14 protein-coding genes are annotated in these 22,820 nt (G+C 61.9%); 5 read left to right on the top strand and 9 right to left on the bottom strand.

Features of this window, described 5'->3' with window-relative positions; genetic code table 11:
- Positions 1–96: 96 nt before the first annotated feature.
- The 6 genes from ACVWYF_RS01195 to ACVWYF_RS01170 all read right to left on the bottom strand — a co-directional run bounded on the left by ACVWYF_RS01195 (position 97) and on the right by ACVWYF_RS01170 (position 10,552).
- On the bottom strand, positions 97–2,604 hold the full coding sequence (locus ACVWYF_RS01195) for a T9SS type A sorting domain-containing protein (RefSeq protein ID WP_457063789.1): 2,508 nt from the start codon (positions 2,602–2,604) through the stop codon (positions 97–99).
- A 111-nt stretch (positions 2,605–2,715) separates the two neighbouring features.
- Positions 2,716–5,193, bottom strand: coding sequence for a hypothetical protein (locus tag ACVWYF_RS01190; RefSeq protein ID WP_457063787.1), 2,478 nt, complete (start codon positions 5,191–5,193; stop codon positions 2,716–2,718).
- Between the two features lie 111 nt (positions 5,194–5,304).
- Positions 5,305–7,821 carry a hypothetical protein gene (locus tag ACVWYF_RS01185; RefSeq protein ID WP_457063785.1) on the bottom strand — a complete coding sequence of 839 codons (2,517 nt, stop codon included), beginning with the start codon at positions 7,819–7,821 and terminating at the stop codon, positions 5,305–5,307.
- A gap of 150 nt (positions 7,822–7,971) precedes the next feature.
- Positions 7,972–9,111, bottom strand: a complete 1,140-nt coding sequence (gene dprA, locus ACVWYF_RS01180) for a DNA-processing protein DprA (protein ID WP_457063783.1) — start codon at positions 9,109–9,111, stop codon at positions 7,972–7,974.
- Between the two features lie 6 nt (positions 9,112–9,117).
- Complete coding sequence (locus ACVWYF_RS01175) at positions 9,118–9,489, bottom strand: MerR family transcriptional regulator (RefSeq protein ID WP_457063781.1); 372 nt, start codon at positions 9,487–9,489, stop codon at positions 9,118–9,120.
- Between the two features lie 22 nt (positions 9,490–9,511).
- The gene (locus ACVWYF_RS01170; protein ID WP_457063779.1) at positions 9,512–10,552 is read right to left on the bottom strand and encodes a glycoside hydrolase family 53 protein; all 1,041 of its coding nucleotides are present in this window, start codon (positions 10,550–10,552) and stop codon (positions 9,512–9,514) included.
- A gap of 164 nt (positions 10,553–10,716) precedes the next feature.
- Between ACVWYF_RS01170 and alaS the strand changes: the two genes are divergently transcribed.
- From alaS to ACVWYF_RS01145, 5 genes are all read left to right on the top strand, one after another.
- Positions 10,717–13,398, top strand: coding sequence for an alanine--tRNA ligase (alaS, locus tag ACVWYF_RS01165; RefSeq protein ID WP_457063777.1), 2,682 nt, complete (start codon positions 10,717–10,719; stop codon positions 13,396–13,398).
- A 249-nt stretch (positions 13,399–13,647) separates the two neighbouring features.
- Positions 13,648–14,574: an SPFH domain-containing protein gene (locus ACVWYF_RS01160; RefSeq protein WP_457063775.1), complete on the top strand. Its 927-nt coding sequence runs from the start codon at positions 13,648–13,650 to the stop codon at positions 14,572–14,574.
- A 94-nt stretch (positions 14,575–14,668) separates the two neighbouring features.
- Entirely contained in the window at positions 14,669–15,523 is an 855-nt protein-coding gene (locus ACVWYF_RS01155) for an energy transducer TonB (protein WP_457063773.1), read from the top strand.
- A 146-nt stretch (positions 15,524–15,669) separates the two neighbouring features.
- Entirely contained in the window at positions 15,670–17,124 is a 1,455-nt protein-coding gene (gene gatB, locus ACVWYF_RS01150) for an Asp-tRNA(Asn)/Glu-tRNA(Gln) amidotransferase subunit GatB (protein WP_457063771.1), read from the top strand.
- A gap of 115 nt (positions 17,125–17,239) precedes the next feature.
- Entirely contained in the window at positions 17,240–18,361 is a 1,122-nt protein-coding gene (locus tag ACVWYF_RS01145) for a redoxin domain-containing protein (RefSeq protein ID WP_457063769.1), read from the top strand.
- Positions 18,362–18,448: 87 nt separating this feature from the next.
- On the opposite strand, the gene ACVWYF_RS01140 is transcribed toward ACVWYF_RS01145, so the two are convergent.
- The 3 genes from ACVWYF_RS01140 to ACVWYF_RS01130 form a co-directional block, all read right to left on the bottom strand.
- Positions 18,449–19,225, bottom strand: a complete 777-nt coding sequence (locus ACVWYF_RS01140) for a hypothetical protein (protein WP_457063767.1) — start codon at positions 19,223–19,225, stop codon at positions 18,449–18,451.
- 62 nt (positions 19,226–19,287) lie between these two features.
- A complete protein-coding gene (locus ACVWYF_RS01135) occupies positions 19,288–19,806 on the bottom strand; it encodes an acyl-CoA thioesterase (RefSeq protein ID WP_198068335.1) in 519 nt (172 codons plus the stop codon).
- 150 nt (positions 19,807–19,956) lie between these two features.
- Positions 19,957–22,182, bottom strand: a complete 2,226-nt coding sequence (locus tag ACVWYF_RS01130; protein ID WP_457063765.1) for a M43 family zinc metalloprotease — start codon at positions 22,180–22,182, stop codon at positions 19,957–19,959.
- Positions 22,183–22,820: the final 638 nt, after the last annotated feature.

Below are 22,820 nucleotides of genomic sequence, written 5' to 3'. Positions count from 1 at the left end.
GGGCCGCAAGGTAGCGCGGACGGCGGCCCGGTGCCCACAAAAAAACGGACGAGCCAGCTGGCCCGTCCGTTTCTGGCTGCTAGCAACCGGCGTAGCTTACTGTACCTGCACGCGGCGGGTCACGGTGCCTTCGGCGTAGGTCACGCGCAGCAGGTAGATACCGGCGCGGAGCGTTTCGAGGGGCAAGGCCACGGGGGCGGCCCCGTTCAGTACCTGCTGGCGCATGGTACGGCCCAAGGCATTGACCAGCGCAAGGGCCTGGGGGTGCGAATGCAGGTCGAACGCAACGTTAAGCACGCCCGTGGCAGGCACCGGCCAGGCCAGCGTCTGTTCGGCTACGGCTTGCGGCGCGGCCACATGCAGCACATTGGAGGCCGTGATACGGGCCAGCCCCACGCTGGGCTGGCCGCTTAGGCTTGAGAAACCGCCTCCCACCACAAGATTGCCATCGGGCTGCACCAGTAGGGCCCGCACGATGCCATTGGGGGTAGCGGTGTTACCAAATGAAGCATCGGCCTGCCCGTTGGCCAGTACCCGGGCGAGGTTGGAGGGCAGGGTGGCGCTAGTGAAGGTGCCCCCAAGCAGGATGCGATTGTTGGGCTGCACCAGCAGCGAATAGAGGTAGCCACTGATGGGCGGCGGCGTGAAGCCAGTATCGAGCGTGCCGTCCGCGTTCAGGCGCGACAGGCTCCGGCGGCTGGCCCCCCAGTTCGTATCGAAGTTTCCCCCGACCAGAATCTTGCCGTCGGGCTGTACCGTCAGGGCGTACACCGCGCTGGACTGGCGCGATGCGAATTCGAACACGCTGCGGGTGAACGTTGCATCTACGGCCCCCGTGCTCTCCAGCCGCTGAATGGCCGTCGGAAAGCTGCCATTGCCGGCAAAGATGCCGGCAATCAATACTTTGCCGTTGGGTTGCAGAGCCATGCTGTAAACCGCGCTCAGCGAGTTGTTGACCGGAGGCACCGTGGCAAATGTCGCGTCCGGGGAACCGTTGGCCTGCAGGCGCACCACCATGCTGTTGGTGCCGGCTCCATTCAATATAATGCTGCCCGTAGCGGCAACCAGGATTTTGCCATCCGGCTGCAACAGCATACGCGACAACTGGCTTCCCGTAAAGTCGGCGGCGAAGCTGTTATCGATGGCCCCCGTGGGCAGCAAGCGTATCGCCTTCTGCACCGACAGGGCCAGTATCTTGCCGTCGGGCTGTAGGGCCAGGTTTGAAGCCCCTTCGAAGGTGGAACTAATGGCAAACGTGGGGTCCAGCGTGCCATCGGGGTTCACGCGGGCCAGCCGGCGAATCAGTTGGCCATTGAATTCAGTGAAGGAACCCCCAACGACTATTTTGCCATCGGGCTGCCGAACCACCGAGGAAATGGCTCCAAAAGTTTGAATCACCGGCTGAAAGCCTGCGTCAATAGTGCCATTCGCATTTAGCTGAATCAGGCTGCGGTCGAGTGTGCCACTGAAATTGGTGAACCCGCCGGAAACCAGGATTTTGCCGCTCGCCAGCAGTGTGACGGCGCGAGGAAACGAATCGGGACCGGTTCCCATCAAAAACCCGGTATCGGGCGAACCATCCGAATTCAAGCGGGAAACGCGCGATACGGCTGCCCCGGCCGAATTCACGCCAACGGCATTGATAACGACAATTTTACCATCTGGCTGAAGCTCAAACGCATTTCCGTAGTAGGAGTAAGCCGAGAAGTTGGAGAAAGTAGCCGGCGTGGCGAAGCTATTATCCAGACTGCCGTTGGCCAACAGCCGGACCAGGCCGCGGTTGCTGCCGTTGCTTAAGTACCCTGAGGCCAAAATCCGCCCGTCGGGCTGCACCGCAAGGTTACTGACCTCATCATACTGCGCCAGCGACGTACTAAACGAAGCATCCAGGGCACCCGTGGCACTCAGGCGGGCCAAGCCATTCACCGCGCTGCCGTTGTAGTCGGTGAAATAGCCGCCAATCAATAGCTGGCCGCTGGGCAGCAGGACTAGTGACTCAATTTCCGCATCGCTGCCCGTACCCGGGGTGAAGGTGGTATCCAGCGAGCCGTCGCTGTTCAGCCGCGCAATGTTGTTGGCCACCACGCCATTGATGTGGTCAAAAGCGCCCGTGATGATGATTTTGCCCGATGGCAGTTGCAACAGGTTGTCGATGTAGGTGTAGCCCGATGCGCTGGCAATGCCCGTGCCGAGGCTGAAGCTGGCATCGCCGGTGCCGTCGGCGTTCAGGCGAATGGCGCTGCTGCGCGTGATGCCGCCCGCCGTGATGGGCGACGTCAGAAGTGTGGTCACCAGCAGCTGGCCGTTGGCCTGCAAGGCCACCTTGTAGGCTCCGTCCAAGGCCCCGAGGTTTTGCTGGAATGGCTGGTCGAGGGCACCCGCTGCGGTCAGGCGCACCAGCGAAGCCGTGCTGGTGCCGTTTACCCGCCGGAATTCACCGATTACCAATCGTTTGCCATCGGGCTGTTCGATGGCGTTGGACACGGTGCCCACGCCATACAAGGTCGGCGGGCCAAACTGCGGGTCCAGGCTTTGGGCGGCCAGGTGCTGGCTGCCCCTGCCGCCAATGAGCAGAACAACTGCTATCAGTAGATTTTTTTTCATCAGGGTGAAAAGTGGGATGAGAAGGATAAAAAATTAAATTGAAGCGGGTTAGGGATTTGCCAAGGTCGTCAGCCTTTGCAAACCCCTAACCCGCTTCAAAATTACCGGAAATTACTGCACCTGCACGCGGCGGGTCACGGTGCCTTCGGCGTAGGTCACGCGCAGCAGATACGGGCCAATGGGTAGGTTTTCGATAGCGAGATTCGTTGGAGCGGCACTGCTCAGCGCCTGGTGGCGCACGGTGCGGCCCAGCACGTCGAGCAGGTCGAGGGCCCGGGGATGGGCGCTGGCATCGGGGGCCACGGTGAGGGTGGTGTGGGCGGGCACGGGCCAGGCCTGGGTGCGGTCGGCCACGGCCTGCGGGGCCTGCACGTGCAGCACGTTGCTGGCCGTGAGGCGGGCCAGGGCCAAAGCCGGCTGCCCGCTGATAGCCGTGAAGTTACCGCCCACCATCAGCGTACCGTCGGGCTGCACCAGCAGGGCGCGCACCGTGCTATTAGGCACGGCGGTGGCTGCGTAGGTGGCATCGGCAGCACCGGTGGGCAGCAGGCGGGCCAGGTTAGCGGGCAGGCCGTTGCCAGAGAAGGAGCCGCCCACCAGAATGCGGTCGTTGGGCTGCAATACCACCTTGTACACGGTACCCCCGACATTGGGCGGGGTGAAGCCGGTATCGTGGGTGCCGTCGGCGTTAAGGCGGGCCATACTGTTACGGGAAATGCCGCCCACGGACGTAAACTGCCCGCCTACCACCACTTTGCCATCGGCCTGCACGGCCAACTCATATACCCCGTAATTGGGAATAAAGGTGGCAATGGGCGTTTGGGCGAAGCTGGCATCCTGTGTGCCGGTGCTGCTTAGGCGAAATACCGTGCGGTAAGCAGCGCCGTTGGTGGGGGTGTAATTACCGGCTATCAGTAGCTTACCATCGGGCTGCAGGGTCATCGCCTGCAAATAGGTGAGCCGACCCGTGCTGAGCGCTGGCACATAAGAAGCATCGGCCGAACCGTCGGCCAGCAAACGGAGCAGGCTACTTCCGAAGGTATTGGCCGAACTGCCGCCGACCAGTATCCGGCCATCGGGCTGAAGCAGCAGGTGGTTGATAATGCGGTTGGCCACACTCGGGGCGCTGAAGGTATTATCGAGGGTACCGGTGGTCAGGTAGCGTTGTACCGAATTCTGCGTGGCTACCAGCAAACGGCCATCGGGCTGCAAGACCAGCCGCATGATGGCGGACGGAATGGGTGCGCTTAGCGTGAAGGTGGCATCGAGCGAGCCATTGGGATTGATGCGTGCCAGCCGCCGCACGGTCTGGCCGTTAATCTCGCTGAAGCCTCCACCCACGAGCAGTTTGCCATCGGCCTGCCGCACAATTGAACTGATAACGCCCGGCAGCTGAATCAGGGGCTGGAACGAGGTGTCGAGCGCGCCAGTGCTGGTGAGCTGCATCAAAGCCCGGTCGAGCGGACCGTTATAGTCCGTAAAGCTGCCGGCTGCCAGTATGCCGCCGCTGGCCAGCAGGGTTAGTGATATCGGCTTGCTGTTGGGGCCGCTTCCGTTTTGAAACGACGCATCAATGGAACCGTCGGTATTAAGGCGGGCCACGGCAGTGCCGGGGGAGCTGTTTGCAGGGCTGGTTACTAATATTTTGCCGTCAGGCTGTACCACTACCGCATCGCCAAAATAGGAAAAGACGTAGCTGTTGGCGAAAGTTGTGGGTGGGGTAAACGAATTGTCGATGGTGCCATCGGCCAGCAGCCGCACCAGGGCATCGCCGGATTGGTTGAACGCACCGGCTATCAAAATCCGACCATCGGCCTGCACGGCGATGTTGATGACCTCATCGGCTTGCGCGAAGGGCGAGACAAAGCTGAGGTCGAGGCTGCCGTCGGCATTCAGGCGCGCTATGCCGTTGCACGCCACCCCATTGTATGACGTAAAAGAGCCGCCAATCAGGAACTTGCCGCCGGGCAAAGCCACTGCGGTCACGATTTCGTTGTCGGCCCCGGTTCCGGGGTTGAAGGTCGCGTCAACCGTGCCGGTCGAGCTTAGGCGGGTAATGTAGTTGGAAGTTGCCCCATTGAAGTGGTCGAAATAGCCCACTATTAGCACTTGGCCCGTGGCTAGTGGCAAGGCTTGGTCAATGGCTCCCGAACTGCCGGAGATTTCCGGCCCCGTACCGGGATTGAAGGCGAAGTCGCCCGTACCATCGGCGTTGAGGCGCAGCAGCCCGTTGCGGGTGATGCCGCCCGCCGTTACGATGTCGCTGTAGCTAACCAGGAGCAGCTGCCCATTGCTTTGGCGGCTCACGCGGTACACCTGCGACGTGGTGCCGAGGTTTTGCTGAAAGACGGCATCTATGGTACCGGTGGGACTGAGGCGGGTCAGGTAGTTGGCCGTCGTACCGTTCACACGGTTGAAGGCACCCACCACCACGCGCTTGCCATCGGGCTGTTCCAGCGCCGAGTATACCGTGCCCGTCGCGTAAGTGGCGGGCGGCGCAAAGCCCAGGTCCAAGCTTTGAGCGGCGAGGTGCTGGCTGCCCCTGCCGCCCACGAGCAGAATTAGCGCAACAAGTAGATTTTTTTTCATCGGGTTAAAATATGGATTAGGAAGAATTAGAGATGAAATCGAAGCGGGTTAGGGATTTACAAAGGCTATCGTCCTTCGCAAACCCCTAACCTGCTTCAAAATTACCGGAAATTACTGCACCTGCACGCGGCGGGTCACGGTGCCTTCGGCGTAGGTCACGCGCAGCAGATACGGGCCAACGGGTAGGTTTTCGATAGCCAGATTCGTTGGAGCGGCACTGCTCAACGCCTGGTGGCGCACGGTGCGGCCCAGCACGTCGAGCAGGTCGAGGGCCTGGGGATGGGCGCTGGCGTCGGGGGCCACGGTGAGGGTGGTGTGGGCGGGCACGGGCCAGGCCTGGGTGCGGTCGGCCACGGCCTGCGGGGCCTGCACGTGCAGCACGTTGCTGGCCGTGAGGCGGGCCAGGGCCCCATAGGGCTGCCCCCCAACGGACGTGAACGAGCCGCCGACCACGATAGCGCCATCGGGCTGCACCAGCAGGGCACTCACGGAGCCGTTGGGCACCGCCGAAGTACCAAAAGACGTGTCGGTGGCACCGTTGCTCAGCAGGCGGGCCAGGTAGTTGGGAAACCCGATGCCGCTGATGCTTCCTGCCACCAGAATGCGGTTGTTGGGCTGCAATAGCAGCTGATTTACGGTGCCGTTGATGGCGGGCGGCACAAAGCCGGCATCGAGCGTGCCGTCGGCGTTGAGCCGGGCAACATCGGCCCGGGCCGTGCTGCCATAACCCGAAAACACCCCGCCGGCCAGCACTTTGCCGTCGGGCTGCACCGCCAGGCTGTTGACGGACGGGAGGCCGCCGGTAAACTCGGCTCCGGCAAAGCTGGCATCCAGCGCCCCGGTGCTTTCCAGGCGCATCACCGTGCGAATGGCGACGGTGGTCGCATTCGGCACAAACCGACCCGCCACTAAAATTTTGCCGTTGGGCTGCAGCGCCATGGCCGTGAACCCCACGAAGCGGTTGGGCCCCGTGCCATTCGGCGCGAAGGAATTGTCGATAGAGCCATCGGCCAGCAGACGCATAAAGCCCGTGCTGATGAAGCCCGCCGTCGTCGCGGTGTTGTTGATATACAGCGAGGTGCTGCCTATCAGAATGCGCCCGTCGGGCTGGAGTAGTATTTTCGCGTTAATGCTGGTGAAGATGGCCGTCAGTGTATTATCCAGCGCGCCGGTGGTTTGGTAGCGCTTCAGGAAGCTTGGGCCGGCGGCCAGCAGGCGGCCGTCGGGCTGCAGGGCCAGGTCGGTCACGGAGTTGTCCAGGTTCGGGGAGGGGAAGGAGGTATCCAGGCTGCCCGTAGCATTGAAGCGGGCCAGGCGGCGCATCGGCTGGCCATTAATTTCTGAGAAGTTGCCGCCGGCCACAAGCTTGCCGTCGGCCTGGCGCACCACCGCCAGAATGCTGCCCACACTCTGCAGCACGGGTTGAAAAGCCAGGTCCAGCGCACCTGTGCTGGCAACCTCCACCAGTGAGCGGTCGCCCAAGCCATTGAAATTGGAGAAGCTACCTGCTACCAACAGCTTGCCATTGGCCAGCAGGGTGATGGCGCTGGGCGTATTGGATGGCCCCGTGCCCACCTGGAAGGACGCATCCACCGTACCGTTCGGGTTTAGGCGCGCCAGGCGGCCAGCGCTGGCACTGGGTACGCCCGTGGAGCTGGAAATCAGGATTTTGCCATCCGTTTGCAGCTGCATGGCAGGCCCCGAATACGAGTACACGCTCAATTCCGGGAAGGCCGGGGGCGTGAAGCCGGTGTCGAGGGCACCGGTTGAGGTGAGCCGTGCCAAGCCCAGGGCGGTAGTCGCGGCCCCCACATAAACTGAGCCCGAGAGCAGGATTTTGCCGTCGGGCTGCACCAGTACGTTGACGATGTAAGCGTCGGGACCCAGGCCCGTCGAAAAGCTCGAATCGAAGCTGCCGTCAGCATTCAGGCGGGCCAGGCCATTGCAGGCGTTGCCGTTGAACGAAGTGAAAGCCCCGGCAATGAGAAACTTGCCGCTGGGCAGGGCCACGATGGTGTTCACCTCAGTGAAGTTGGTGCCGGCCACGCCGGAGCCCGTGTTGAAAGCGGCATCCACGACCCCGGTGGATGTCAGGCGCACAATGTTGTTGACGGTTGCGCCGTTAAACGTGTCGAAGGTGCCCACCACGATGGTCTGCCCGTTGGGCAGGGAGATAAAATCATCGAGGTAAACGGTTGGTCCCGCCGGCCCCGTGCCAATGCTGAACGTGGCATCGCCGCTGCCGTCGGCATTGAGCCGGAGCAGGCCGGGCATGTTCAGGCCGCCGGCCGTCACGTTGCCGCCCCCCGAACTGGCCAGAATTTTCTCATTGGCCGTCAGGCTTATCTCGTATAAGCCTGCGGTGACGCCGACATTTTGCTGAAACGCGGCATCCACCGCCCCCGTGGGAGTGAGCCGGCTCAGCGACGAGGCCGCGCTGCCATTCAGGCGGCTAAACCGGCCCGCAATAACCAGCTTGCCATCCGACTGCTCGGCCACGGAACTCACGCTGCCCGGCGCGTACACGCTCGATGGGGCGAAGGTTGGGTCAATGCTTTGCGCGTGCGCCTGGGGCAGGATGGCCGGCAGCAAACACAAGCCTGAGAGAAAAAGTAGGGGTGCTTTCATTAATGAATTGACAAAAGAGTGGAAACCGAAAAAAACTAAACTTACGCCCAATGTTTTGAAAAATCGCAACCTGCAAATAAGGTTCGTGTCCCGGCCGCTGACTGGCCCGGCTCCCCATAGCCACCGGCATGCCCACAGTTGAAATAGCCCTTACACCAGCACGAATTTCTTGCCCGGCAAGGCCCGCACCACGCCCCGAAACTCCAGCGCCAGCAGCAGCGAGGCCACCGTGTGGATGGCCAGCTGCGCTTTCCAGGCCAACTCGTCCATCTGCATTTCGCGGCCGGGGGCGGCGGCCAGTACGGTTAGCACGGCAAATTCGTCGGCTGTGAAGTCATCGGCTGAGTAGGAAGGCACCGGCTTGAACTTGCCTGACTGGTGCAAGGCGGCATCCCAGTTCAGGAGCTGCTCCAGGTCGCGCGGCTCGGCGTAGAGGGCCGCTTTGTTGTCGCGAATGAGCGCGTTGCAGCCCGCCGAGGCGGCCGAGCTCAGGTTGCCGGGCACGGCCAGCACGTCGCGGTCGTAGCTCAGGGCCAGCTCGGCGGTTATCAGCGCCCCGCCTTTGATGGCGGCTTCCACCACCACTGTGCCATCGCTCAGGCCGGCAATGATGCGGTTGCGGGCCGGGAAATTGTAGCGGTCAGGCGGGGTACCGAAGGGAAATTCGGTGAGCAGGCCGCCCTGTTCGCGCATCTTTTCGGCGGTTTTTTGGTGCGCGTGCGGATAGATTCGGTCCAGGCCCGTGGCCATCACGCCCACGGTTTCGAGGCCCTCCTGCAGGGCGGCGCGGTGGGCTATGATGTCGATGCCGTAGGCCAGGCCGCTCACCACCAGCGGCCGGTGCGGCAGCAAGCCGGTGATGATGCGCTCGGTTTGCTCGCGGCCATAGTCGGTGGCCTGGCGGGTGCCCACGAGGGCCACGGTTTTGGGCGCGTTCAAGTCGGCTGTGCCCTGGTAATAGAGAATGGCCGGCGCGTCGGGAATCAGCTTGAGGCGGCTGGGGAAGCGCTTGCTGGTGTAGAAAATGATTTCGACCCCGTCCTTTTCCGCTTTCTTCAAGTCGGCTTCCGCTTTGCGAAACGCGGTTTCGCGGTCCTTCCCGGTGAGGATAGCCACGGTAGCCGCGCCCACGCCGGGAATGCGGCGCAGCTTGCCGGGCGGCATCATGAGCACGTTTTTGGCCGCGCCGCCGTAGCTCATCAGCTGCCGCGTTAGCTGCGGGCCGATGCCGGGCAGCAGGGTCAGGGCAAGCTCGTGGAAAAGGGTGTCGGTGGTGGTAGAATCAGGCATGGAAGGTTATTCGGCAACGTCGGGGTCGGCCTTGCCAGCCGCTTCCACTTCCTTCTTCAGGCTCATCAGGAACGCGCGCACCTTCTCCAGGCTTTGCACCACGTCAATCTTCTCCTTCAGTTGCGGCCCTTTTTGCTTGAGCATGTCGCGCGCGCCGGGAATGGTATAGCCGCGCTCCTTCACCAAATGGTAGATGGTGCGGAAAACCTCGATATCCTGCGGCGTGTAGAGGCGGTTGCCCTTCTTGCTACGGCGGGGGCGCAGCTCCTCAAATTCGGTTTCCCAGAAGCGCACCAGCGACTCGGCCACCTTGAACTGGGCAGCCACTTCGCCAATGGTGAAGTATTGTTTTTCGATGCTGCGCTCTTTGTAAGGCATGGTATGGGAAGCCGGTATCGGGTTACTCAACCCGGTATTTCCGGCTGATTTGGTCGTAAATTAACAACAAGTCGTTGGCCTTTCCCTGTTTGTCGAAAATGGATTCCCAGGTGTTGAGCGGCTCCCAGATGAAGCTACCCTTGCCTTTGCCGCCCGGCAGGTTGAAGGCGATGTCGTTGACTTCGCGCTTACGCTCTGAATATTCGACCACCACAATGTCCTGCGGGTATTTTTTGGCAAGGTCGGTCAGGTTGTTTTTGAGGTCGGCAATCGTACCGTGCCACTTGGGGTAGTACGACTCGCCAATCACGTCGAAGGGCACCTTGCGCGCCGCCATGTGGTCGAGCCACAGAGTTGACTTCATGTTCTGGCCGCCCAGCGCAACGTGCATCATCACCAGGGCGGCGGAGGTGGTTTCGCGCACGGCAAGGGCACCGGCTTTGGCCAGGCCGGCCAGCACATCGAACCGGGCGAGGCTGTCGGCTTTGTCCACGTCGCCGTCGGGCCAAATCATGCCGTGGTTGATTTCGTTGCCCACCTGCACCATATCGGGCGGCGTGCCCTGGGCGTTCAGGGCCTGCAATACTTGCTTGGTGTAGTCGTGCACGGCGGTTTCCAGGGCCGCGCCGCTCAGGCTTTTCCAGGCCAGGGGCTTGAACTGCTTTTGCGGGTCGGCCCAGGTATCGGAGTAGTGGAAATCGAGCAGCAGCTTGAGTTTCGCCTGTTTCACGCGCTTGGCCATGGCCAGGGTGTGGGGCAGGTCGCAGAAGCCTTTGCCGGGCGAGTAGCCGCTGTCGGCGGCGGGGTTGTTGAAAATCCGAAGCCGGATATAGTTGAAGCCGTGGTCTTTCAGAATCTGAATAGCATCTTTCTGCACGCCTTTGTCCGAAAACTTCACGCCCCGGGCCTCTAGTTGCGGTAGAAACGAGATATCGGCCCCCAGCACTTTGCCCAGCCGGGCCTTACGTGGGAAGGGCGGAGTAGCGGAAATGCTGCTCAGTCCAGCTAAAACCAGCAAACCAATGCCGGCCGACCGGCGCAGAATATTCAAACGAAATGACATAGCTCAGGAAGCAAAACGTGCGGCTCAAACCAAGCCGGGGAAGGGCCCGCAAGATACGGGCAGCCGGGCAACCGCGTCAGGAAGGCGTTTTGTTACCTTTGTGGCACTGGCCCCGTGGCAAAACCGATTCCTTGCCGGGTGCGGGCCGTTTTCTTCTGCTTCCTATGTCACTCCCCACCGCTTCCGCTGTTCGCCAGCAGTTCCTCGATTTCTTCGCCTCAAAAGGTCACCACATCGTGCCATCGGCCCCGATTGTGGTGAAGGACGACCCCACGCTGCTGTTCATCAACTCGGGCATGGCCCCGTTCAAGGACTATTTTCTGGGCAACAAGCCCGCGCCCTACAAGCGCATTGCCGACACGCAGAAGTGCCTGCGCGTGAGCGGCAAGCACAATGATTTGGAGGAAGTAGGCTACGACACCTACCACCACACCATGTTCGAGATGCTGGGCAACTGGTCGTTCGGCGACTACTTCAAGACCGACGCCATTGCCTGGGCCTGGGAGCTGCTGACCGACGTGTACAAGCTGGAAAAAGACCGCCTCTACGTCACCTATTTCGAGGGCGATAAGGCCGACGGCACCGGCCCCGACACCGAAACCCAGAACCTCTGGCGGCAATACACCACCGACGACCGGATTTTGCCCGGCAACAAGAAGGACAACTTCTGGGAGATGGGCGACACCGGCCCCTGCGGTCCCTGCACCGAAATCCACATCGACCTGCGCTCCGACGAGGAGCGCGCCGCCACCCCCGGCCGCGAGCTGGTGAACGCCGACCACCCGCAGGTCGTGGAAATCTGGAATAACGTGTTCATGGAATTCCAGCGCCTGGCCGATAAGTCCCTTATCAAGCTGCCCGAGCAAAGCGTGGACACCGGCATGGGCTTCGAGCGCCTGATGATGGCTGTGTCGGGCGTGAAATCGAACTACGACACCGACGTTTTTCAGCCGCTCATCCAATTTATTGCCAAGGAAGTAGGAGTGGAGTACCATGGCACCGCCCCCGCCAAGGTAACCGACCAGCCCACCACCGAAAACGAGAAAACGGACATTGCCATCCGCGTCATTGCCGACCACATCCGCACCATCGCCTTCACCATCGCCGACGGCCAGCTGCCCAGCAACGTGAAGGCCGGCTACGTCATTCGTCGCATCCTGCGCCGGGCCGTACGCTATTCCTTCTCGTCGCTGAATCAAAAGCAGCCGTTCCTGTATAAACTGGTGCCCGTGCTGGCCGAGCAGATGCGCAACATCTTCCCCGAGCTGAAGGCCCAGACGGCTTTCGTGCAGCGCGTGATTGAGGAGGAGGAAATTGCCTTCCTGAAAACGCTGGAAACCGGCCTGCGCCGCCTCGATGCCCTGGAAGAAAGCACCCGCGCCAACGGCGGCATCATCGACGGCAAAACCGCGTTTGAATTATCCGACACCTTCGGCTTCCCGCTCGACCTCACCGCCCTCATCGCCCGCGAAAAGGGCCTGACGGTGGACGAGGAAGGCTTCAAGAAGGAGCTGGAGCTGCAGAAAAACCGCAGCCGCAACGCCCAGGAAACCGAGCAGAGCGACTGGGTGACGGTGACTGAGCACGACGCGCCCAACGTATTCGTGGGCTACGACCAGGACGAGGCCACGGCCCGCCTGTTGCGCTACCGCAAAATCGACAAAAAGGGCAAGACCGAGTACCAGCTGGTGTTCGACCAAACCCCGTTCTACGCCGAAAGCGGCGGCCAGATTGGCGACACCGGCTACCTGGAATCGACCCTGAGCAAGGTGCGCGTAATTGACACGAAGAAGGAAAACGACCTCATCATCCACACCACGCTGGAGCTGCCGCAGGAACTGACTGAGGAATTCCTCGCCCGGCCCGATGCCGCCCGCCGCGCCCTCATCAAGAACAACCACACGGCCACCCACCTGCTGCAAGCCGCCCTGCGCGAAGTGCTGGGCAGCCACGTCCAGCAAAAAGGCTCGCTGGTAAACGAAAAGCTGCTGCGCTTCGACTTCTCGCACTTTACTAAGGTTTCGGAAGAGCAGCTGCGCGAAATTGAGCGGCTGGTGAACGAGCGCATCCGCCAGCAAATCCCACTCGATGAGCGCCGCAACGTTCCCATCGCCGAGGCCAAAAACCTGGGCGCGATGGCCCTGTTCGGCGAGAAATACGGCGAGTTTGTGCGCGTCATCACTTTCGATAGAAACTACTCGGTGGAGCTGTGCGGCGGCCTGCACGTAGCCAACACGGGCAGCATCGGCTACCTCAAAATCACGAGCGAAAGCGCCGTGGGCGCGGGCGTGCGCCGCATCGAGGCCGTGACGGCCGGCGCGGCCGAAGCCTACGTGGACCAGCAGCTCGACCTGCTAGCCCAGGTGCGCGAAACCCTCGGCAACCCCCAGCACCTGCTCACCACTTTGGAAAAGCAGGGCGAGGAAATGGCCACCCTGCGCAAGCAAATCGAGCAATTCGCCCAGCAAAGCATTAACCAGCAGAAAGACCAGCTGGTGGGTCAGGTGAAGGAGCTGAACGGTGTGAATTTCCTGGCCGCGCAAGTGCAAGCTGGCAGTGCCGACGCGCTAAAAACCCTCGCCTTCAACCTGCGCCAGGCCGTGCCGAACCTCGTGCTTATACTTGGCGCTGAGGTAGAAGGCAAACCGCAGTTGGCCGTGATGCTGGCCGACGAAATTGCCCAAGCCGGCAAGCTCAACGCCACCACGCTGGTGCGCGAGCTGGCCAAGGAAATCCAGGGTGGCGGCGGCGGGCAGCCATTTTTTGCAACGGCTGGCGGCAAAAACGTGGCCGGGTTGGGCGCAGCTATTGCCAAGGCCGAAGCGGCCGTAGCAGCGGCGCTGTAGACGCAGCAACTGCAGTAAAACGCCAGAAGCGGCGGCTCCTCTGCGAGGGGTTGCCGCTTTTGCTTTGGATGGTAAGGCTCGTGCCATCGGATTCATGTGGCCCGACTTTTTTGCCGATTTCAATGATTCAACTGTAATGCCGCAGGCTGGCCGCCGATAGCTAAAGCATAGCTGCTGCATCTATTTGTGCTTGCGGAGCTTTTTTTGCCGACATTTCAGCTCTTATTCACCCTTTCTCTGCTCGTTTTCATGTCCACCTTCGCCCTTATTCTGCTCGGGCTCATCGCCCTCACGCTGTTTCTGTGCTACGTCATTGTGCCGCAGGGCACGGTGGCGGTGGTCACGGTTTTTGGCAAATACCGGCGCATCATGTCGCCGGGGCTGAACTTTAAGCTGCCGTTTATTGAGGCGGTGTACAAGCGAATTTCCATCCAGAATCGCTCGCTGGAGCTTAATTTTCAGGCGATTACCATCGACCAGGCCAACGTCAACTTCAAGGCTATGCTGGTGTACGCGGCCTTCGACCAGAGCGAGGAAGCCATCAAGAACGTGGCCTTCAAGTTTGTGGACGAGCAAAGCCTGATGCAGGCGCTGGTGCGGACGGTGGAAGGCAGCATCCGGGCCTTCGTGGCCACGCAGCGGCAGGCGGCGGTGCTGAGTTTGCGCGGCGAAATCGTGCTCCACGTCAAGGACCAGCTCGATGCTACCCTCGAAAGCTGGGGCTATCACCTGATTGACTTGCAGCTCAACGACATTGCCTTTGATGAGGAAATCATGCGCTCGATGGCCAAAGTGGTGGCCAGCAATAACCTGAAAGCCGCCGCTGAAAACGAAGGCCAGGCCCTGCTCATCACCAAAACCAAAGCCGCCGAAGCCGAAGGCAACGCCATTAAAATCGCGGCCGAGGCCGAGAAAATCGCGGCCCAGCTGCGCGGCCAGGGCGTGGCGCTGTTCCGGGAGGAAGTGACCAAGGGCCTGGCCCACGCCATGGAGGAAATGACCAAAAACAACCTCGACCCGGCGATGGTCTATTTTTCGATGTGGACCGAGGCCATCAAGCATTTCGCCGAGCAGGGCAAGGGCAACGTCATTTTCCTCGACGGCTCGAACGAAGGCATGAACAAAAGCCTGCAGCAGATGATGGCCATGCAGCAGCTGACGCGCCCGCTGAAGTAAGCGACCTGGGCCGTTTCGGCGGCCAGTGTGTAATTTCGGGGGGTGAGAGTTCGGGACTATTTCCGGGGCTTTCAGCTCCTTTTTTTCTTGCGCGGTGAAAACACGGTTACTGTATCTGGGGCTTTTGCTGGCGGGGCCGCTGGCCAGCCGGGCGCAAGCGCCACGGGCGGCCACGCCCAACCCCATCAGCAGCTTTTTTACGCCCGATTTTCAGCCCACCACCTCCGCCGATACCACGGCCCTGTGTGCCGAGATTACGTTTCGCGACAGCCTCAGCGGCACCACGCGGGTGTATTATCCGTCCGGAAAGCTCAAGCAGCACATTCCGTATGCCAACGTGGCGCGGGGCGTGCGCTACGGCTGCGTCACGACCTGGTACGAAAACGGCCAGATGTGTACCAAGGAAGACTACGTGCGCGGCGTGCGCAACGGCGACCTGCTCACCTATTACCCCGACGGCACCCTCAAGCGGCGCGAGCATTGCCAGGACGGCCGGTGCGGCGTGGGCACCTGCTACGATGCCAACGGCTATCCCGTGCCGTATTTCGCCTACGAACAGCTGCCGCTGTACCCCGGCGGCGAGGAGCGCCTGCTGAAGGAACTCACCAAAGCCGTGCGCCTCAATAGCCAGGAACTGGCCGCCGCGCGCCGTGCCGTTCGCCACATGCCCGACATGGTGCAGTATGGCTGGCGGCGCGAAGTGGACGTGGAGCTGGCCGTGGCCCCCGACGGTCGCATCACCAACGCCCGCGTGGTGCAGTCCACGGCTGGCTTTCTCAACAATGCCGTGCTGCGGGCGGTGGCCATGCTGCAGCGGCAGTTTGTGCCCGGCCGACGCGATGGGCAGGTGATGACCAGCTTCCTCACGGTGCCGCTGTATTACACCCTCGAAGCGCCCGCCCGCCAGCCAAATTACGGCAACTTCGACAACCGTAGGATGCGCCGCTAGGCCCTGCCGGCCGTTACGGCACCGGCCACTTCAGCCAGTTGGAAGCCGAAAATCGGCGGTTGGCGGCCCCGCCATGCGGGCCGGCTTCCGGCTACCCGTTACCTTTAAGGCTGAATACCCAGTAGAACCCCGCGTTTTTACAGAATATGGACGAAGCCACCCTTGCCAAATACCAGCCCGTTATCGGCCTGGAAGTTCACGCCCAGCTGCTCACGCACAGCAAGATGTACTCTTCCGATGAGAACGAGTACGGCGTTGCCCCCAACACCAACCTGTCGGTTATCACCCTCGGCCACCCCGGCACCTTGCCCCGGGTGAACCGCACGGCCGTGGAATTTGCCATGAAAATGGGCCTGGCCACCAATTGCCAGATTCGGCGCGACAACCTGTTTGCCCGCAAAAACTACTTTTACCCCGACCTGCCCAAGGGCTACCAGATTACGCAGGACAAAACTCCGATTTGCCACGACGGCCACCTCGACGTGCGCGTGGGCGAGGAGGTGAAGCGCATCGGCATCACCCGCATTCACATGGAGGAAGATGCCGGTAAATCGATGCACCTGGCCGGCGAAACCGAAACCCTGGTAGACCTGAACCGGGCCGGCGTACCGCTCATCGAAATCGTGAGCGAGCCCGACATCCGCACCGGCGATGAGGCTTACGCCTACCTCACCGAAATCAAGAAGCTGGTGGAGTACCTCGGCATCTGCGACGGCAACATGGAGGAAGGCTCGCTGCGCTGCGACGCCAACATCTCGGTGATGCTGCACGGGGCCGCGCAGTTCGGCATGAAGGTGGAGGTGAAGAACATGAACTCCTTCCGCAACGTGCAGCGCGCCATTGCCTACGAAATCGAGCGGCAGATTGCCATCATCGAAGCCGGCGGCGAAGTGGACAGCGAAACCCGGGGCTTCGATGCCCCCAGCGGCACCACCAACGGCCAGCGCAGCAAGGAAACGCTGAACGACTACCGTTACTTCCCGGAGCCGGACCTGCCGCCGCTAGTCATTTCCGACGAGTGGCTGCACCGCGTGGCCGCCGAGCTGCCGGCGCTACCGCAGCAGCTCTACTCGCGCTTCGTGGGCGAGCTGGGCCTGAACGATTACGATGCCTCGGTACTGATTGACCAGAAGGAAGTGGCTTTGTTCTTCGATGACCTCTCGCGCCTCACGCCCAACGCCAAAGCGGCCGCCAACTGGGTGATGGGTCCCGTGAAATCGTACCTGAATGAGCGTGCCCTCACCATGGCCGATTTCCCCCTCGACGCCGCCCAGCTGGCCGGCATCATCGAACTGATTGACGCCGGAAAAATCAACTATTCGGTGGCCAGCAAGCAGTTGTTTCCGCATTTGCTCGACCATCCGACGGCCAACGCTACCGGCGCGGCCGAAAGCCTGGGCCTGCTCACGCAAGCCGACAACGGCGAGTTGGCCGGCCTCGTGCAGCAGGTGCTTGCTGCTAATCCCGCCAAAGTTGCCGAGTACCGCGCCGGCAAAAAGTCGCTCACTGGCATGTTTATGGGCGAGCTCATGAAGCTCACCGGCGGCAAGGCCGACCCCAAGCTGGCCAACCAATTGCTCCGCGCCGGGTTGGACGGGTAAGGATTTCGTCCTCCGCCCGTCCATCTCCCGGCTCCGGTTTTAGCGGCCGGAACAAACCACTCACGGCCGCGCGTTGGCCATTTCGATTCACCAGTTCACGCACATGCCTCACCCCATGATAAAATCTGTTTTCCTGGCCGCCACCGTGCTGGGCATGGCTAATGCTTGCCAGAATGCCGCCGCCGCCGATGGCTACGAGATTTCGGGCCAGCTGAAAAATGCTCCGGCCGGCACGGTGCTGCACCTTTCCGAGCTCAACTCCAACCAGTTTGTGGAGAAGACCACGGGCAAGACCGACGCCGCCGGGAAGTTCTCGCTGAAAGGCGTAACGGTGGCCCCCGGCATCTACCAATTGAAGCTGGACGATGCCAACCAAGTGCTGCTGCTGCTCGACAACAAAACCCATGTGGAAGTGAGCGGCGATGCCAAAAGCCTGCCCACTTCTTACACCGTGAAAGGCAGCAAGGAAGCTGAAGTGCTGCGCCAGTTCACGCAGGTGATGGAGGGCAGCAAAGGCCAGCTTGAGGACATCAGCAAGCGCTACGGTGTGGCCGGGCAGGCCGGCAAAACCGAGGAAATGAAAGGCATTGAGAAGGAATATTACGTCATTCAGGGCCGCAACACGGCCAAAATGAAGTCGCTAATTCGGCGCAATGCGACATCGGTGGCGAGTGGGTTTGCGGTGGGGGCTTTCATCAATCCCGATGAGGAATTCCTGTTTGCCGACTCCGTGGCCACCATTCAGCGGAAGGCTAATCCGAATTCGCCTTTCACCAAGGAGTTGACTGCCCGCCTGGAGCCCATGCGCGCCACCGCTCAGGGCGCGATGGCCCCCGAAATCAACCTGTCCCAGCCCGACGGCTCCAAGCTGGCCCTGAGCAGCCTGCGCGGCAAATACGTGCTGATTGACTTCTGGGCAAGCTGGTGCGGACCCTGCCGCCAGGAAAACCCCAACGTGGTTCGCGCCTACAACCAGTTCAAGGACAAGGGCAAAGGCTTCACTATCTACTCCGTGTCGCTGGACCAGGAGAAGGGCAAGTGGGAAAAAGCCATTGCCGCCGACGGCCTGAGCTGGCACCACGTTTCGGACCTGGCCGGCTGGCAAAGCGTGGCCGGGGCCGCCTACGGCGTGAAAGCCATTCCGCAGTCGTTTCTGATTGACCCGCAGGGGAAAATTATCGCCAAAAACCTGCGCGGCGAAGCCCTTTCCGCCAAACTGGCCGAAGTGCTGAAATAGCCTACTTCATTTAGTCACAAAAAAGCCCCGTCTGATTTCAGACGGGGCTTTTTTGTGACTAAATGAAGTAGGGTCCGACCCCGCACCCTACCCCAGAAACATGCGCTGCAAGCCGGGCCAGAGCCGCTTTTTGAGGCTGACATCATACTCTACCAAATCGACGGTGGCGGAGGCCAGGTAGGAGAGGCCCAGGCTGGGAAACTGCACCGGCTCGTATATCTGGGTGTTGCGAATGGTGGTGTCGAGCAGGTTTTTGCCGAAGGCCACGATGCGCGTGGCCGCCAGCTCCCGGCGCAGGTTGGCCAGCGCCACCGGCAATTCCGATTCGACGTTGACCAGTAATACGTCGGCCATTACCAGATTCAACGCCTGGAGCATCTTGTTCAGAAACACGTTGCGATGCACCTTGAGAAACTGGTCCGACGGCAGCCGGAACAGCAGGATTACACCCTGCGCGTTGTCGCCCATCACCGTGAACGGCGTGAGCATGACCGGCGGCACGGCCGGGGCGGCCGGGGCGGCCGGGGGCACTCCGGCGGACGCTGCCAGGGCCGGGCGCGGGGCCTCGGGCGCGGGCGGCCCCGCTGCTGCCACCGGATGCAGGGCGCTGGAAGTGAGCCGCTCCAGGCCCGCCGAGGGCTTGCTGTAGGCCATTGGCGGCATGCTGGAGACGCGGGGTGGGGCGGCCGGCTCCGGTTTCGGGACCACCGGTGGTGGCGCAGGCGCGGCCTGGGCGGCCACAGGAGCCGGTGGCGCGGCCGCAGACTCCCCGGTGGCAGGCGCTTCGGCCACCGGTTCGGCGGGCACGTAGAGCGTCACATCGGTGTAGAAATTTTGCAGAAAGGCCAGCTTTTCGGCAGACATGGCGCGGCGGTTGGGAGTGGAAAAAATCGGGCCGACTCAGGCCGATGAAGCAATTATACCAATTATTTCAAATCGAACAAGGCTTTCAGCTCCTGGGCTTCGGCGGGCTGCATGCGGCCGGCCAGTACCAGGCGCAGCTGCCGGCGGCGCAGGGCTCCTTCGTAGAGGCTGATTTCGGCTTCGGTTTCGGGCACGGCCTCGGGCACGTCGATGGGCCGGCCGCTCTGGTCCACGGCCACGAAGGTGAAAAAGGCCTCGTTGGTCTTGAGCTTGGTGCCGCTGGGGATGTCCTCGGCCCACACATCGATATGCACTTCCATGCTGGAGCTGAACGCCCGCGTCACCTGCGCCTGGAGCGTGACCACGTTGCCCAGCCGGATGCTGTCGCGGAACGATACGTTATCGACGGAGGCCGTGACCACGATGCGGTTGGAGTGCTTCTGGGCCGCGATGGCAGCGGCAATGTCCATGAGGTGCATCATGCGGCCCCCCATGAGGTTGTTGAGGGTGTTAGTGTCGTTGGGCAGTACCAGCTCGGTCATGATGACGAACGAGTCGGCCACGGGTTTTTGCTTGCGCATGGAGAAAAAGTAAAGCGGCCTGCGGGAGGCTGAAAATATTGTTGCAAAGGTACGGCCCGGCCCGGCGCAGCGGCGGCTCAAAACCAAAAAAGCCCCGTCCGAAGGTTCGGACGGGGCTTTTCACATCAGCAATAAATGCCGGGCGTGGGGTTACTCCACGTTGAGCTTGCTGGTGAAGGTTTCGCCATTGAGCGAGATGTGTACCACGTACACGCCGGCTTTGAGGGCGTGGCCGGCGCTTTGCAGCGCCACGCTCTGCTGGCCGGCACCATACATTTTGGCGGGCAGCGAAACGACGTTGCGGCCCAGCACGTCGGTGAGGCGTACCTGCACTTGCGTGGCGGTCGTCAGGTTGAGATGCACGGCCGTTTCGTTGGTCATCGGGCTGGGGTACACGCTGATGCCGCGGCTGGCCAGGGCATCGGCCTTGGTGCCCAGCGGGCCGGCAATGCGCAGGTTATCGAAGTAAAAGTTGTTGCCGGCAGTGGTGCCGTTCACCATCTGGAAGCGCACTTTGAACAAGCCGCCGCCCTGGAACTGGGCCGGAATGGCCACCGTCAGGTTCTGCCAATCGGCGCTGTTGGTGGGCGCATAGCCGTCGATGGGGGTGAGGCCCTGGGTGGTGAGCGCCGTTACGTCGAGTATGGTGGGTGACGACCAGTTGACACCGCAATCACTGCTGAACGAAACGCGCAGCTGCTCGTTGCTGGCCACCGTGCGCAGGGCGAAGGCCCGCGCGAAGGTCAGCGTGGCCGGGCGGGGCACGGCAGCTAGGTTGATGTTGGGCGTGATGAGCTGGGAGGTAGCACCCACCGGAATCACCCGGTCCTGCACAATCAGGTAGCCGGTGCCGGCGGCGGCGGGCACGTTGGCCTGCCGCACCCAGCGGTAGTTTGGGGCCGCCACGCCGGCGCTGGTGAAGCCCGAAGTGGTATAGTTGCGCAGCGTGGGGTCGGCGAACAAGGCCGGGAAGCTGGCGTTTTCAAACGACTCCGTGTACGGGGCCACTTCGCCGCCCGTCGGGCCTTCCACCCGAATGTAGTTGGTCACGGTGCTGGTGCCGGGACCCGTGCTGTTGCTCACGGTTTCGGTAACAGGGTAGAAGCCTGCCGCCGCGTACGATACCGAGACGGTGGAACCTGTAGCCGTAGCGGGCGTGCCGCCGGGAAACGACCAGGAGTAGGTGAGCGCGCCGCCGGCCGACGAGAAGTTATAGGAGTAGTCGCTCAGGGTCACGGGCGTGTTGATGCACACGCTGGTGCTTGAACCGGCAGCGGGGGCGAAGGCGACCACCGGAGCACAGTTGGGAGCCACGTAGCCATCGTCGGTGCCGGTGGCTACCAGGTTGGCCTGGGTGGTGAGGCCGGTGCGCTCGGGGCGGGTGGCCAGCACGTTGCGCATCAGCGTCTTCTGGCCCTGCGTAAACATGGTGGGGCACGACGCGTAGTCCATGATGTTCTGCACGTTGGCCAGAATGCGCTGGCCGGAAGCGTCGGTGCAGGGCGAGTACGTCAGGTCGCAGTTGAAGGTGCCGTCGGTGGTGGGGGTGTCGGCCACGCCGTCGTCGCCGCTGCAAATGCCGGTGCCGGGGTTATTGGTTTGGCCCCAGGGGTGGCTCAGGCCGAAGTAGTGGCCGATTTCGTGGGTAGCGGTGCGGCTCTGAGCACGGCCGGGCGTGCTGGTGCCCTGGTTGCCGAACCAGTCGCCCCGGGCCACAAAGCCGTCGCGCACCGCCGTAGAGTTCTGCGGCAGGTTAGAGTAGCCCAGCACGATGCCCCCCCCTGCCGTGGGCGTACCGATGCTGCTCACAATCCAGATGTTGAGGTAGCGCAGCCGGTCCCAGATAACCAGGGACTGCACGGAACCGCTCTGGTCGTCGTTTATCAGGCTGGGGGCGTAGTGGCGGGTGATGCCCGTGGTGCAGTTGCCGTTGGGGTCCTTCTTGGCGAGGCGGAAACGGAAGCCGAGAGACGCGGCCCGGGCCCGGAAAAACGGCACCGTATTGGCCGTGTCTGGGTTCAACTTCTGGTAGTCGATATTCAACTGGTCGATGGCACTGTTAATCTGCCGGTCGCTGATGTTCTCGGGGCCACCGGCATGAATGATATGTACGACCACGGGAATGGTCACATCGGTCACATACGACGTTTTATTTTGCTGCGTGGCGGCCAACGCCTCCAACTGCTTATACATGGTGCGCTGGGCTTCGCGGGCACCGGGGTGCTCGGCAAAGTAGCGCTCCTGCTCGGCCACAGCTCCGCACCAGTTGGGGCTGCGCTGGCTGCTGGTGCCTTGGGTATTGCTTTGGGCGCTGGCCGCCAGCCCGGTCAGGGCCAACGCCAGGGTGAGCGCCGTGGGTATAAGTTTTTTCAACATGAGGAAAAATTAGAAGGAAAACAGGTTTTATTAGAAGAAGGGAAAGAAAAAAGTGGCTGGGGCCGTAAAAAGATTTGCACTAATGGCAGGGCTTTCAAATTTACCGAAAAACCCTGAATCTGACACGCTCCGCCGTTGGAACGGGCAAGCTATGATTAATGGAATTATTGCCTTGCTGGTCGAACGTGCATTAACGGTGCGCAGTTCAACCACATAGACGCCTGCTGCCGGCCGGTCCGGCAGGCAGCAGGCATGGCCGCGCCCACCGGCCGGCCCGGCAAATCGGCCAGCCGCAGCTCGACCGGGCCGGGGTGCTGCCGGCCCGGTCGAACTGCGTGGCCAGGAGCGGCCCGCCCCCACGGCCAGGTGGTCGAGGCAGAAGCAGTTGCCGCCGTTGCGCAGCATCACCAGGCGCGCCTGGGTAGCGGCGGGCATCTGGGCGCGCCTGCCGAAGGAAGGGGCAGCAGGCCGCTGCCGCACCCGGCTGCCGGGCAAAAGATGCCTACTGGGCACTATCGACCGCGCAGCGGTAGCCGGTTTGATGCGCTGGGTAACGGCGCTCCACACCATCCGGCGTTTGGGCCGTGGCCACGAGGCTGCCAGGAGCAACGGCCGCACTGAGCAGCCCACCCGCAACA

The organism is Hymenobacter sp. UYAg731 (assembly GCF_054061335.1).
Note: the sequence above shows the minus strand (reverse complement) of the source record. Positions and strands in the feature narration are given on the sequence as shown.

Bases quoted from the DNA above. Each gene is read 5' to 3' on its own strand.
- ACVWYF_RS01140 (WP_457063767.1), bottom strand. From the start codon at position 19,225: ATGTCTGCCGAAAAGCTGGCCTTTCTGCAAAATTTCTACACCGATGTG.
- ACVWYF_RS01185 (WP_457063785.1), bottom strand. From the start codon at position 7,821: ATGAAAGCACCCCTACTTTTTCTCTCAGGCTTGTGTTTGCTGCCGGCC.
- ACVWYF_RS01130 (WP_457063765.1), bottom strand. From the start codon at position 22,182: ATGTTGAAAAAACTTATACCCACGGCGCTCACCCTGGCGTTGGCCCTG.
- alaS (WP_457063777.1), top strand. From the start codon at position 10,717: ATGTCACTCCCCACCGCTTCCGCTGTTCGCCAGCAGTTCCTCGATTTC.
- ACVWYF_RS01170 (WP_457063779.1), bottom strand. From the start codon at position 10,552: ATGTCATTTCGTTTGAATATTCTGCGCCGGTCGGCCGGCATTGGTTTG.
- ACVWYF_RS01190 (WP_457063787.1), bottom strand. From the start codon at position 5,193: ATGAAAAAAAATCTACTTGTTGCGCTAATTCTGCTCGTGGGCGGCAGG.
- ACVWYF_RS01195 (WP_457063789.1), bottom strand. From the start codon at position 2,604: ATGAAAAAAAATCTACTGATAGCAGTTGTTCTGCTCATTGGCGGCAGG.
- gatB (WP_457063771.1), top strand. From the start codon at position 15,670: ATGGACGAAGCCACCCTTGCCAAATACCAGCCCGTTATCGGCCTGGAA.
- ACVWYF_RS01145 (WP_457063769.1), top strand. From the start codon at position 17,240: ATGATAAAATCTGTTTTCCTGGCCGCCACCGTGCTGGGCATGGCTAAT.
- ACVWYF_RS01160 (WP_457063775.1), top strand. From the start codon at position 13,648: ATGTCCACCTTCGCCCTTATTCTGCTCGGGCTCATCGCCCTCACGCTG.
- dprA (WP_457063783.1), bottom strand. From the start codon at position 9,111: ATGCCTGATTCTACCACCACCGACACCCTTTTCCACGAGCTTGCCCTG.
- ACVWYF_RS01135 (WP_198068335.1), bottom strand. From the start codon at position 19,806: ATGCGCAAGCAAAAACCCGTGGCCGACTCGTTCGTCATCATGACCGAG.
- ACVWYF_RS01175 (WP_457063781.1), bottom strand. From the start codon at position 9,489: ATGCCTTACAAAGAGCGCAGCATCGAAAAACAATACTTCACCATTGGC.